Annotated in this window: 12 protein-coding genes; 8 read left to right on the top strand and 4 right to left on the bottom strand. The window is 64.4% G+C overall.

The window, feature by feature from the left end; translation table 11 throughout:
• The first annotated feature begins 63 nt into the window (after window positions 1-63).
• The 6 genes from OAW74_RS14200 (at window position 64) to OAW74_RS14175 (ending at window position 7,414) form a co-directional block, all read left to right on the top strand.
• Window positions 64-900: a metallophosphoesterase gene (locus tag OAW74_RS14200; protein ID WP_262875043.1), complete on the top strand. Its 837-nt coding sequence runs from the start codon at window positions 64-66 to the stop codon at window positions 898-900.
• Window positions 897-1,793 carry a hypothetical protein gene (locus OAW74_RS14195; protein WP_262875042.1) on the top strand — a complete coding sequence of 299 codons (897 nt, stop codon included), beginning with the start codon at window positions 897-899 and terminating at the stop codon, window positions 1,791-1,793. Before OAW74_RS14200 ends, OAW74_RS14195 begins: the two co-directional genes overlap by 4 nt.
• The gene (locus OAW74_RS14190) at window positions 1,790-2,707 is read left to right on the top strand and encodes a hypothetical protein (RefSeq protein ID WP_262875041.1); all 918 of its coding nucleotides are present in this window, start codon (window positions 1,790-1,792) and stop codon (window positions 2,705-2,707) included. Before OAW74_RS14195 ends, OAW74_RS14190 begins: the two co-directional genes overlap by 4 nt.
• Entirely contained in the window at window positions 2,697-3,473 is a 777-nt protein-coding gene (locus tag OAW74_RS14185; RefSeq protein WP_262875040.1) for a hypothetical protein, read from the top strand. Before OAW74_RS14190 ends, OAW74_RS14185 begins: the two co-directional genes overlap by 11 nt.
• Window positions 3,470-4,975: an XRE family transcriptional regulator gene (locus OAW74_RS14180; RefSeq protein WP_262875039.1), complete on the top strand. Its 1,506-nt coding sequence runs from the start codon at window positions 3,470-3,472 to the stop codon at window positions 4,973-4,975. The genes OAW74_RS14185 and OAW74_RS14180 overlap by 4 nt, the downstream gene beginning before the upstream one ends.
• 102 nt (window positions 4,976-5,077) lie before the next feature.
• Complete coding sequence (locus OAW74_RS14175) at window positions 5,078-7,414, top strand: DUF4062 domain-containing protein (RefSeq protein ID WP_262875037.1); 2,337 nt, start codon at window positions 5,078-5,080, stop codon at window positions 7,412-7,414.
• A gap of 90 nt (window positions 7,415-7,504) precedes the next feature.
• Here the strand turns inward: OAW74_RS14175 and OAW74_RS15540 are convergent, their stop codons facing one another.
• The 4 genes from OAW74_RS15540 to OAW74_RS14160 all read right to left on the bottom strand — a co-directional run bounded on the left by OAW74_RS15540 (window position 7,505) and on the right by OAW74_RS14160 (window position 10,219).
• Window positions 7,505-7,759, bottom strand: coding sequence for a helix-turn-helix domain-containing protein (locus OAW74_RS15540; protein ID WP_378734090.1), 255 nt, complete (start codon window positions 7,757-7,759; stop codon window positions 7,505-7,507).
• Between the two features lie 409 nt (window positions 7,760-8,168).
• Entirely contained in the window at window positions 8,169-8,618 is a 450-nt protein-coding gene (locus OAW74_RS14170; protein ID WP_262875036.1) for a hypothetical protein, read from the bottom strand.
• Complete coding sequence (locus OAW74_RS14165; protein WP_262875034.1) at window positions 8,615-9,136, bottom strand: ImmA/IrrE family metallo-endopeptidase; 522 nt, start codon at window positions 9,134-9,136, stop codon at window positions 8,615-8,617. The genes OAW74_RS14170 and OAW74_RS14165 overlap by 4 nt, the downstream gene beginning before the upstream one ends.
• Window positions 9,137-9,829: 693 nt before the next feature.
• Window positions 9,830-10,219 (bottom strand): hypothetical protein, encoded by a 390-nt coding sequence (locus OAW74_RS14160; RefSeq protein ID WP_262875032.1) that lies wholly within the window; start codon window positions 10,217-10,219, stop codon window positions 9,830-9,832.
• A 176-nt stretch (window positions 10,220-10,395) separates the two neighbouring features.
• On the opposite strand from OAW74_RS14160, the gene OAW74_RS14155 reads away from it, so the two are divergent.
• Both OAW74_RS14155 and OAW74_RS14150 read left to right on the top strand, forming a co-directional pair.
• A complete protein-coding gene (locus tag OAW74_RS14155) occupies window positions 10,396-11,478 on the top strand; it encodes a tyrosine-type recombinase/integrase (protein ID WP_262875031.1) in 1,083 nt (360 codons plus the stop codon).
• Window positions 11,475-13,166 (top strand): hypothetical protein, encoded by a 1,692-nt coding sequence (locus OAW74_RS14150; RefSeq protein WP_262875030.1) that lies wholly within the window; start codon window positions 11,475-11,477, stop codon window positions 13,164-13,166. The genes OAW74_RS14155 and OAW74_RS14150 overlap by 4 nt, the downstream gene beginning before the upstream one ends.

Below are 13,166 nucleotides of genomic sequence, written 5' to 3'. Positions count from 1 at the left end.
GCACTCTATATCTGGCCTGTTATTTACGGCCTGATCCATATACGGTGTTCGCGGGGGGTCGAGATGACGCTGAGCGATTTGGAAACTGCACCGAACTTCGAGCTGCCCGACGAGCGGGTCGTCGTAGCCGGCGACTGGCACGCGAATCGACCGTGGATCGGCCGGGCCATCCCGGCCGCGGCTCGCACGGGCGTGCAGACGATCCTGCACCTCGGCGACTTCGGATTCTGGCCGGGCGGCACCGCTGACCTGCTCGCTGCGGTGGAGTACTGGGTCGGGCAGAGCTGGAAACGGCGGATGACACCGGGGATTGAGCGAGTCCTGGTCACGCCAGGGAATCACGAAGATTGGGCCGAGCTCGACGAACTGTTCGCAGCGGCGCCAGAGCAAGCGGCACGGGTCAGCGAGAGCGTCTGGGTATTGCCGAAGGGTTTCCGCTTCACGATCGCGGGGCGGGAGTTTCTCTCCTTCGGCGGGGCGGCGAGCATCGACTACCGGTACAGGACGCCTTTTCGGTCCTGGTGGCCGTCGGAGTTTCCCAGCCAGAGGGATGTGGAGATCGCGGTCGCGGGCGGGTCGACGGAGGTTCTGCTGACACATGACGCGGGAAGGCTCAGGACCCCGCGGGTGGAGAAGATCATCTCGGACCCGAGTCCGTGGACCGAAGCAGAGCGCGAGTACACGGCCGAGAGTCGGCTCCTGATCGATTATGTGGTCGCGGGCACCCAGCCGCTGCTCCACTTCCATGGCCATTTCCACGTCCGAGACTCGGCCACGATCCCTCGGCCAGGGCTTCCGCCGCTGCAGGTCGAGTCGCTCGGAATGGATGATCAGCCGGGCAACCTCGGACTGCTCGAGCTGGCGGATTTGTCGGTGTCGGACGTGGAGGTTCGGCCATGATCGAAGACCGTTACCGCCCTGTCGTGGCGCTGGACCTGGGCACGATCGCGCTGAAGCCTTCTCGTGACGACGCCGACTCGTCGGCCGAGATGCGGGTCACGATCTCGATGCGGACAGACGCGTACCCCGCCCTGTTCCAGCCCCGTCCCCGGTGGGCTCGGCGAGGCGAGGGGACCCAGGAGTTCGCCTTCTCAAGGGTTGCGGTCGGCTGGGTGCGGAGCCTGGTTGACCGGCGCATCGAGGTCGTCTGGGCGAGCGAGTGGCAGCAGCACGCGAACACTTACTTCTCCGGCCCTCTGCGACTGCCGGAGCTACCCATCGGGGTGTCGGGGCCGGCGGAAGATGGGCAGGACGCTGCGGATTGGAAATGCAGGAATCTGGCCGCAAGATACCCGGGGCGTCCGCTGTTATGGGTCGAGGAGAACCCGCCCGTCTGGCCGCAGCTGGAGGACCGTCGGCTCCCGGCCGATCGGGCGTTGACCTCCACGTACCTGTTCCGTTCCCCGTCGCGCGGTATCACCGATGCGGACGCGGCAGCGATGGACGACTGGTTGGCGTTAGCGGGCAGCCCGGACGGACAGGCGGAGCTGCGGGCACGGCGACGCCGTGCCCTGGCCGCTCGCAGAGCCCGCGGTCGACGACTGGTTTGGGGCAACGACGCGAACTACCGCCGTTGGCTCCCGATCCGAGCGGAACTGCAGGCTGCGACCGAGTTGAGCCGTGACGACATCGACATGCTCGGGGTGTACCTCGCACAAGCCCCCTCCGTCGATGAAGCGGCAGTCGCGGAGGTCTTCGCCGGCTTCGGTGACACCACGACCCCGGCGCTGGATGTGATCCTCCCGATCCTGCGCAGCTACCGAACACCGCCTGAGCAGGGAGCGACGCCATGACCGACGAGAACGAGCGATACCGGCCTGTGGTCGCGGTCGACGTGGACGGGGTCCTGAGAACACTCCGGTCGTGGCTTTCTCAGCCCGACCCGAACCTGCAAGAGACCGAGGTGACGGTCACCATTCGTCGCGACGCGTACCCGACCGTGCTGCATTCGGCCCCGGATTGGGATGAGAACGATGAGTGGACGACCACGCATTTCTTCTCGACGATCGCCGTGGAGTGGGTGAGATCGCTGCTGGATCGTGGTGTTGAGGTGGTGTGGGCGACCACCTGGCAGCAGTACGCGAACACCTATTTCGCCCCTGCGCTCGGCCTGCCCGACCTGCCCGTCGGCGTGTCCAGCCCACCCCGGTTCAGTGAGGACTCACCGGACTGGAAGGCCCGAAACCTGGCCCGACAATTCGACGGCAGGCCTCTGCTCTGGGTCGATGACAACCCGATCTTCGGCCGCGACTTCGAACGCGCCCGCCTGCCTGCGGACCGGGCGCTCACCCGAATGCAGTGGATCCGGAACCCATCAGTCGGTATCACCGCCGTTGACATCGCGGACATGGACGCATGGCTTGCCCTGGCCAGCAGTGCGGTAGGGCAAGAGGAGTTGCGGCGGCGACGGCGCCGGGACTTATCCCGCGACGCGGCCCGTAACCGGCGCGCGGGGTGGGGGTCGGAGAGCAACTACCGCCGATGGATTCCGGTGCGCAGGCGGCTGGAAACGGAGGCCGGACTGGACTCACATGACATCTGCATGCTGGGCTCCGAAGTCCGACGTCACCCGGACGGTCTGGATGAGGACGCCATCACGGTGGCGCTCTACGACTTCGGTCTCGCCACTGACCCGCCGATCGACGTCATCGTGTCGATCCTTCACACCTACCGACCTTGCCCGGGAGGAGCACCCCATGACCACTGAAACACCACCACCGGACGGGCGACTTCTCGACGCCCCGCTGACGCAGGACTCGCCGCCTGGAACCTATCTCGCGGTCACGCGTTCCGGAGCCACCTACCTATTCGAGATCCGTGAGACAGCACCGCCGATCGTGATTCGTTACCCCGCGACCGGACCGCTGATCTCCGATGGGGAACCGCTCCCCGGTGTGAACGGCTTCTTCTTCGATCACAGGACCGGGCTGGGTGAGATCAGATGGTGGAAGCCCGACCCCACCACCCGCCACCACCCTCCCGGCACCTTGTATGGCGGCACGACGCGCACGACCAGTCGGGTAATCCTCACCCTCCGCGCCCACCAGGGCACCGCCGCTGAGGTTGTCACCGCCCACAAGGACCTGGTCGACCAACTGAAAGCCGCCCGCAACCTCGAGCCCACTGCTGCATTCCAGAACCTCATGAGCGAGCTGCTGAACCAACCCGCCGAGTGGGAGGACTCCACCGCTCCGGCGACGATCCTCGTGTGGTGTGAGACCTGTGGCCGCGAGGAGGCCACGACCCCGGCGAAAGCCCATTCGGACGGGTGGGACTTCGCCGGCCCCGGTGGTCTCTATCCGTTCGGGACAGTCTCTCCGCGCACCTGCCCTGACTGCGGGATCGAGACCACCGTCTGGTGGAGACTCACCGTCGACCGCATCCCGGACACGGACCTGGCCCCTCACGACATGGCCGTGGTCAAACGCATCGTCGCCGAAATCCCCGCGCGGCGCACGCAGGAGGAGAGATGACGAACCACGACCACGATCAGACGCTCGGCGAGCGACTTCTCCGCCTCCTCGAGAAGCACGGTGTTCTAGAAGCGCAGGTGTCGAACGTCATCCGAGCACTCGCTGAACTCCTGCAAGCACCTCCAGGCATCCTCGCCGACGACTCGCCCACGACGCCGACGATTCCGACCACGGACGAACTTCAAGAAGCGTCACCATCAGTGCCCCACCCGTCTGCCGACGCGACCGAGCCGGAGGACAGCGGGGACAACACGCCAAGCGGGGACCCCGTCGAACCAGCCGACGCGAGCGACCCGGCCACCTCAGCCGCACATCGCGAGCGGATCGCGCAGGTCGCCGGCACAGTCGACGGCGTGTACGACTCGGGCTACCTCGACCGGGAGCGTGAGGGCTGGCCAGACGCCATCGAGTCCGACGACCGGGCGAACCCCGAGCATGCTCCGACCGCCCCGGGCGGTGGTAGCCCTATCGAGGGCGACGCCTCGGCGCCGTATGTGTTCATGGGTCCGGTCGAATACCTCCAGAGCAAGAGCCAAGAACGGCTCGCTGCCTTTCACGCCCGCCAAGAGGAGGCAATCGAGCGGATCCTTGACCGCAGACTGGAAAAGGTCCAGGAGGGAACCGTCGAGTTACTCGACGGATACGGGTTCGATGACGTCCTGGCCGCGAAAGCGGATCGGCTAGCCGCAGCGCTCACACACGCACGGGGGGTCCTCCATGACGTCGACGCCGCCCGGAAACCGGCCGAGCCCGCTGAAGAGCAGCCCGTCAGCGACCGTTTGGAGCTCGCGCTGCGCCAGCTCGTGCAGGCCATCGACGCCCCCGCTACCGGGGAGGAAGCGTGGGCCAACCTCCGCGCACTGATTCAGGCAGGCATTGACTCCGGCGACGGGTCCCTCGTCAATGAGGACTACTTCGAACGTGCGCGCGACAGAATCTCACGGTCGCGCTACCGATCCCCGGGCCGTCACGTGACCATCCGCCGAGCCCGAGAGCACCGCGGGCTCACTCAAGCAAGGCTGGCCAAAGCGGCGGGAATGACGCAGGACCATGTCGCACTCATGGAAGCCAACCTCCGCGCCGTCTCCTCCGTGACGCTGGCGCGACTCCTGGACGCAGCTGGGTACCGGCCTTCAGTGGCCCTCAGCACGCACAGTGAGGCGATCCGCGAGAAGGCCGCAGAGCTAGGGGTCTTCGACATCCGAGTGTTCGGATCCGCTGCGCGCGGCACCGACCGCCCCACCTCCGACATCGACCTCCTCGTGAGCCTCAGACCCGGGGTGGCCGGCTTCGAAGTCGGCGCCCTTAAGTCGTGGGTCGAAGAACTAACCGGGTTCCCCGTAGACGTCGTCGTCGACCAAGGGGACAGCCCTCTCGTTGCACGGATCCGCGAGAACGCGAAGCCACTGACGGAACTCGAGCACGGAGGTTGGTTGGATCAGTTCCAGACAGACGCAGAAGCAGTGGACGACGGTCTGAGCACTGAACCCGACGCCTGGTGACTTAGGTCGGCTCGTCGGCTGCTCCCGACTTCGTGGGAACTGACACCGCGCAGGACTCGAAGCCTGCGTCGGAGTGTCTCGCTGATCGCTACGGGAGTTTAGGTGCCAGAGAAGGCTGAACTTCGTGTCTTCATTGCGTCGCCGGCCGGGCTTTCCGACGAGCGGGACGCGATCGAGCAGACCGCTGCATCACTGAATGCGATTCTGTCGGACCTCTTGGATGTGACGATCCGCGTGTATCGGTGGGAGCAGCTAACTTCTCGTGCGGGCCGACCTCAGGCGCTGATAAACCCTTGGGTTGACCAATGTGACTTGTTTATCGGCATCCTGCATCGACGGTGGGGCAGTCCAGCGGGCGGGGAGTACGAGACCGGATTCCACGAGGAGATCGGACTTGCGCTTAAGCGAAGGGCGAGTAGCGGGGCGCCGGACATCTCGCTCTACTTTAAGGCGGTTGACGAAGGCAGCTTGAGTGATCCCGGGCCCGACCTCGCGCGCGTGATCGCGTTCAAGCGAGAGTTGCGCGAGCAACACAAAATCCTCTACCAAGAGTTTGCAACAGTGGAGGAACTCCGCTTACTGATCGCCCTCCGCCTGACTGAGGTGATGCACGAGCGTGGGCGAGTCGGCGCGACCGGCCGTGGGTACGCGCCCTCGCGCTCCGCCGCAGAAGTCGAGTCAGAGGTCGCGAGTGAGCCAGGCGAGGACGACTCCTCCTCTGACGAGCTCGTCAGAACTCTCGAGTCGTTCGCTGCTCTCGCTGTGGGTAAGCCTCGCGACGGGCACGCGGACGCCGATCGGCTCCTCCTCTTTGCCATCGCCGCATCGCGCGATAAGGAACTAATTCCAATACACCTGGCCAACCGGGTTGCGAACCGAGCAAACGTCTCGGGCCTTCGGCAGGTGGAAGCGAACGCGTGGATGCGGTCGCTGCTGAATGACATGGGACGCTCGCTTAGCGCTAGCGAGAGGGTGTTTCCGCTGGGGGTCTTTCGTGACCGCGAGGGCCTCGAGAAGGAATTCATGGAGTCAGTCCCCCGACTGCTCGATGACTCCCTGGATCATGTCGTGATCGGTACAGCGCGTATGCTGCTCGCGCTCGGCTTGCGAACCCCCGCTCTCTTCGGCCGCAGTCGTGACGCTCGCGAGAATGCGGACCGGCGTTGGACGCGACTACTCAAAGCTGAGCCGGCCCTGAGCGTAAGGCTCTGGTGCCAATTCGCTCGAGACTCTGACCGAGCCACTCTTCGGCGACTGGTGGCGGGAGACAGCATCAAAACTGCGGCCACGGCGTCCGCTCTTCTTCGAGCCACGAGTCCCCAAACATCACTTGATGAACTTGTGGATGTCGACCCGACGCTGATCGCAGATGAATCCATGCGGTCGTACCTCAGCAAGCCACCGGCCTCCATGGCCAGCAGCGCGAGGCTGGGTGCGCTTGTCCTGTCGAGCGGAACGCCGGACATTGCCCGAACGGCAGCGCTCGACGAGCTGCATCGTCGGCGCGAGTTCTCAGACGATGTCGTCGACCATCTACTGTCACCTGACAGTCCTTTCACCTTTGGCTCGGCTGCTTTCGATGCGGAAATGCGCATCGTGGAGGCCCTTGAGACGCCGCAGGTCGTCGCATCGCTCGAGCGGCTGTTGGCCACGGCGGATAGCCGGACCGCCCTCTCCCGTGTGCGACGATGGCGCCTCGCGCTCACCGCAATACCCCCGGCGGCGGCTGACCTGGCGGTCGCAGTCGGGCGCAAGTTCGGAGGCATCGAACCCGAACTCCGGTTCGCGCTCAATGGCAAGGATTCGGCCCAGAAGGCGGATGCGATCGCCGTCCTTGAACGGCGGACGTCCCCTCTCTCGGAGTTTCTGGGTAGGCATGATTACTCCGCTTACCCAGACCTCGTGAAGTACTACTCCGACTCAGTCACATACACGGCAGTCCAGTACCTCGCCACACTGGGAGGTACGAGGGTCGGGCGTCGCGAGACCGGTGCGTTGGTGCAGATCATCGCGGGCAATGAAATCGTCTCCGACGATGCACGAGATCTTCTCGCAACCATCGGGTCTTCTCGTCAGATCGACGTCGTCGTAAAGACGCGTCGTCGGCGATACGAGGAAATTGGCGATCATCTTCGGTCGAAGCTCACCCTCGCCCAGCTCTCTGAATGGCTCGAAAGCGACGATGCCTCCCGGGTCTACGCAGCCCTCCGCGAACTCTCGCGGCGCAATCACGAAGCCCCGCGACGATTGACCCGGTCCCTCATGAGGCATTCGGACGCTGACGTGCGTGTCGCAGCCGTCAGCCACCTATTGCGCGGCGCCGATCATGGCTCGATTGAGGAGGAACGAGCGAAGTACGTAAAGGACGGCGAGACATACTTCTACAACGTCTCCTGCGAGTTCGACCGCGCACTCGCTAACCTTCCGGCCTATGAGTGACGCCGACCGCGGGGGCTGCTTCCTTTCTCCTGCTGAGTCGTCTGGCGCGGGGAGATGGTCCGCATCCACTTTGGGTGACCTCGCGGTCCCTCAGAGGTGAGCGTCGGCTACGAGCTGAGCAACCGAGATGCCGAGAACCTCTGCCAGGCCCACAAGCGTTGCCATTCGCGGATTTGAAGGGCCCGTCTCGTCGCGGCGGCCAGATGCGCGACCCGACTCAATCAACTGCAGCTGATTCTTCGTAATGCCGGCCTGATAGGCGAGGGACTCCTGGGACAAGCCTCGTGATGTTCGGTGCGCTCGCACGGTGGCGCCGAACTGAATGGCCTTTGCTGCGTCCCACATCAATATCAGGATCTACAAAAGTCCTGCGAAATCACACCCTATTTATACGACCCTTTTTATATAGTTGGAGATTGACGGCATCCATTAGTCGTCAGCGGCAAATGGGTCGTGGGTGAACTCGACTGGTCCGTGCAATGGGCAAAGCCACACGAGCGCAATCGAGTCGTCGATGTGCCCCGGCTCGAGCGGCGCTCCGCATGACGGGCAATCCCGCCCAGCAGGAAGCCCGTCTACGTCAATCTGATCTTCGGCAACCATGACCGGATTCTGCCACCGCTGACGAAGAGCAGCACCGGTCTCGGTTCAAACAATCGCTGGCGTCGTCTTCGGCGGCGCAGGCGCTCTGACCGGAGCGGTGGAGCTCTTCGGGCTGCTTCGTAGTCTCGTGCCACTCAAGTGACGAGTCGCGCTACTTCGAGACCTTAATCGCCTTCGCGAGCCGCCTGATGTCACGTTGACGGAGCGCGACGGCGGTAGACGGGAACAGGTTCCGAGCCACGATGACGACGATGCCGACCACCTCGACCACGGTGGCGGAAAGCCAGGCAATCATCACGGACGGCTCGAAACCATCATCTTTCGTCTGCCACAGATAGAACGCGAAAAACAAGTTCGCGACGAGCAGCTGGGCGGATACCGCCAAAATCGCGAAGGTGGCGAGCTGCTTACGCAGTCGGCTGGTCTGCGTCATGTCCCGCAGCTTGATAGCGCTCTTGGTGACCTCGTCCTTCTCCGAGGAGAACGGCACGCGCTTCCTCGACGCGGACTTCGCGCCCCCTGCGGGCACCGCGTCTCGCGATGCCTCATTGAGCATGCGGATGGCGTCGGTCAGCTCCGAGCGCGCATCACCGTCACTCACGCCAGCCCGAGGTTCTGCAGTCGGTAGCCCATGGCCGCCTCGGACACCGCGAACTCTCGCGCGAGGCGCCGCAGGTCCCACCCCTCGCTGTAGAGCTGACGCACGGCGAAACCGGGCATCAGTAGCTCGGCCGCGAATTTGTTCGACCAGATCTCTTCCTCGTTCGTACCTCGCGATGCGAGATCCGCCCGCTCGTCGACATATCCGAACACGTGGTCGCCGTCACTCTGGTGCCGGAAGTAGTGGCCGAGCTCGTGAGCGAGGGTGAACTTCTGCCTGTTCGCGGCATCGGACCGGTTGAGTAACACGCGCGTTGCGTCCGCCTCAGCCTCCCGCACAATGAGGCCCGCCGTCCCCTCGCTCAACTGTCCGAAGGACACCTCGATGCCGAGCTTGGAGGCCAGACCGAAGGGGTCGACAGGAATGTTGAGCATGCCTTCGCTGTCCAGCAGGTGTTCACGGATGACATCGTGTGCGCACGCGTAAGCCGACTTACCCACCACGCTCACCTCCGCCATGGCCGCTTGATGTGGGTAGCATCGAGCGGCGCCAAGCCCACACCCTGAAGATAGCCGGAGTTGTCGACGTTCGGCGGCAAGAACCGCGTATCGCGACAGCCGAGACCGCATTGCCCACGCTCGTCGCCACGCCATGGACGCCCTATGCGGGAGCCTTGCTAGTGGCCATCCCCGTCGACGGGGGGTCGCGCGGGTCCCAGCTTGGGCGGGCATCGCGCTCTCCTCGGCAGGTTCGCGTCCCGGCCACTGCCAATGCTCGGACCACTCCAGGGCGGCCCGCTGGAACGTGCCTAGCTCCTCGTAGTGCTGGCGGGTGATCCACTTCCGCAGCGCGGGGGTGAATCCCGCGTCGCCTTCTACGGGCATCCGTCCGAGCTCCCGGCTCAACGCACGGGTCCGCCGCGCCATTGCGCACCAACGTCGCTCGTCCGTTCCTCCAAGACCGAGGACGTCGTCGGAGAAGGCTGTGACGTAACGGACTGATTCGCGCTCATCGGACGTTAGGGTCTCCTCGGGACGGAGGAGGAGGGGTGAGAAATCATGCCAGAAGGGATTCATGATCACTCCATGCGCGGTTCGGCCTGAGCGACCGACCCCAACCCTTCTCACCCCAGGGCATGGTCTATAAGACCGGCTTAATGAGGTCTACACTTCGTGACCATCCCCCGCATATTCACGAGGAGGTGACGCGTGTCAGGGGCCAGGTGCGCGCGTCCGTGCCACCGGATGCGACGGGCGCGGTGCGGCAGCAGTTGTCGGCAGGAACAACTGCCGCAGGTAATCGTCGACGTAGTACGCCACGTAGGGGAAGTGGGCGGCCCAGAAGGTGAGGTCGGCAAACGTTGCGCTCGTCTCGCCGCGCAGCACCCGCCGTTGCCGGTCGAGGCTGAGCCCTGCCTGCCCGTCGAAGTCGCCGAGGAAACGCGGGAGGCTCTTGTCCGCATATCTGAGGCCGTCCTGCACGTTGCGTGCAATCCGGTGCTGGATGATCGCGGATCGATACCTGTGGTCGGTGACATCGATCCCCTCCGCCGGAGGAACGTCACCGGCCACCGAACCGAAGGCGCCCGGGTTGTTGAGCATCGTTCGAGGCTCAAAGGTCATCCCTGCCTTGTATGCCACTCGTCCTCGCCTTTCCGTGATCCCCGGAGTCCCAAGTCCTGCGCCGATTTTCCTGCGACGGCAGTTCAAAACCTGCCATCGCTGAATATATCTGGCATTAGCTTCTCGATCGCGCGGCCCAGCCTCATAGGCGTCGGGTGCAAGAGAAGAACAACGTTCACGATTTCGTCCACCGCGTCACCCGCTGGGGTGACACCTCCTGGGCAGCGGACAACTGCGCCACCATCGCGCGATATGTCGGCTCCTTCAACATGCCAAACCCGCCGCGGGAGCTTCAGCGTATCCTCGCGGCCCGAGCAAAGACCGCACCCGACGCCGGCGCGCTAACGGTCATGGCGACCAAGAAGCTTAGGGCGACCGCGGACTTCCCCGAGATGGACGCGTTCGTTCGCGACGCCATCGCGGTCGCCGCACCCCACACTGCCTACACAGCGAAAATCGCGATGCCCTACGTCGCACGCTACGTCGCCTGGGCGGTGCGTGAGAACGGTTGGCCGATGACGGTCGAGTTCCTGTTCACCGTGCGAGCCATCAACCGCTACACGACCACCGCCAATCTGGACCTCACCGAGGGCACGCGGGCGAACTACCGCGCGGTACTCATGCGTATCAGCGAAGTGCTGCTGCCTGATGAGCACCCCGATAAGCCCAGCTCCCTCACCAACCGCACGACCGCCGCGCCCTACACACGCGAAGAGCTGGACGGGTTCCGCGTGTGGGCGACCAGCCAGCTCACCGCTGAGAAGCGCGACCGCGCCATGCTCATGCTCGTCTTCTGCGCTGGCGCCGGCATTCGTGCGAACGAAGTGAGACGCATCCATGCGGAGCACGTCACGGTGGACGAACGCGGCATCCTCATCCACATCGCAACCGACGCACCGAGAGACGTCCCGCTGCTCAGCGAGTGGGAGGAGTGGATGGTCGCACTCCTCCGCCGCCGCCCGGAAGGCGAGCCCCTGTGGGGTCAGACGCACCGGAAAGACGAGAGCAACCTCTACTCGTCGTTCACGGAGAACAGCTACGGGGCCGGTGACCGACCGCGCGGTGACCGGCTCCGGGCTACCTGGCTCGCTCACCACCTGTACGCGCGTGGCATCAAGGACATCTTCCGTGCCGCCGGCGTCACGAAGATGCAGCACCTGCACCGGTTGCTTGAGTTCGTCGACTTGCGCGACGACGACGGGTACCGCGACCTGTTCCGTGGGGAGGAGCAGGCGTGACCCCGGCACAGGAGGCCGAGGTCCTCACCACATTCGACCGCCACATGCTCGAGGCAACGGGATACATCCACGAAGACTACGAGCGCATCCGCGAATCCGCAGCGACCTCGCTCAAGCGCCTTCAGCTGTGGGGCAGCCTCATCGACAAGTCCGGCGTTCTCGACAAGCTGGACGCGTGGGCGCGCGCGGAGCGGAAGTCCAACGCCGGCCGCAAGCCCCACATGTCCTTCCGCACCGTCCTCATCCTCTTCATGATGCACATCGATGCCGGCGACAACCGCTACAACTCCGTCGCTCGTACTCTGTTCGCCCAGCTGACACCCGAGACGCGTGCGTATCTGGGGCTTCCTCGCCTGCGCGGGACGAAACGCATGTGGTACCAGCGCTACCGACGGTCTCTGAACCGCATTCTGGTGCTGTGTGAGCCGTGGACCGTGGACCGCAGGAAGAAGGCGACCGCCGCTGAGTATCAGGCGGCAGTTGCCTCCTACTCAGAACAGAAGCGCACCTGCATGGACGAGCTCATCAACGACATCATCCGCGCCACCGTCCGCCGGCTCCCCGCCGACATCCGCGCCACCTACAAGGGCAACGTGGCGCTCGATGCGACCCTCATCGAGGTCGTGGGGCGCCCAAACCCTGGGAAGAAGTACGCCAACAGGGAGCGCTGGAACGTCGACGCGATGAGCGGCCGGTACAGCCGCGAAGGAACCCACGAAGGAACCGGCCATGAAGCAGACAAGGCCGGATGGGAGGCGGAGACCGTCGTCACCGTCCCCAACAAGCCTGGTGCTCCCGACACCTTCCCGGTGCTGACGACGGCGATGACTGTCCATCAGCCCGGCCGCACTCGTCACGGTGGCCGTATCGCGATGCAGTACCACGCGAAAGAGTTCACCCGCGACGAGCGCCACCTGCTCATGACTGACATGCTCTACCCCGGCCTCACCGTCGAAAACTTCCAGCTCCCCATCGCCCAGATGGGCTACCGCACCGTATGGGACATCCGAGAACCACACGAGAAAGACAAGGCAATCCACGGCACGGTCGACGATGCTATCGCCGTCGATGGGTGCCTCTACCTGAAGTGGATGCCTGAGCTCCTCGTCAACGCGACCGTCGACTTCCGCCGCAAGACCACCGACCCGAGGAAAATCGACGAGGACACCTACTACGCGCGACTGAAGCGACGCGCCCCGTACCGGGTCATGGGCAAGGGCCGTCCAGAGGAAGACGGCACCTTTCGCTTCTACTACCCGACCATCGACGCCAAGAAGCACGCCTATGTGGACCACGCGACGGGAACCGAAGTGAAGCGGCCCATCCTCAAGCAGAGGACGCTCACGGTGTCACCCGACATCGCCGAGCATCTCCCCATCATCAAGCAACTGCAGATGTTCGAACTGCGCAGTGACGACTGGCACAAGTGGTACGGAATGCGTAACCGGGTCGAAGAGAACAACTACTGGCTCAAGCACGACGGCTTCACCGACCTCGGCAACCCCGAGAAGCGTCGAGCCCGCGGCTACGCCTACCAAGCACTGACCGCCGGCTTCGCTGCCGCCGTAAGCAATATGCGACGTATCGTCAGCTTCATCGCGAACGCCGCAATCGCTGCGCTCGGCGAGACGACACTCCGGAACCTTCGACGATACGACCAGCACGACAACCCGATACCGCACCCTTAG

Source organism: Microbacterium fluvii, assembly GCF_025515205.1.
Classification (GTDB): Bacteria; Actinomycetota; Actinomycetes; order Actinomycetales; family Microbacteriaceae; genus Microbacterium; species Microbacterium fluvii.
The sequence above is the reverse complement of the archived record's forward strand: the minus strand, read 5'-3'. Positions and strand labels throughout refer to the sequence as shown.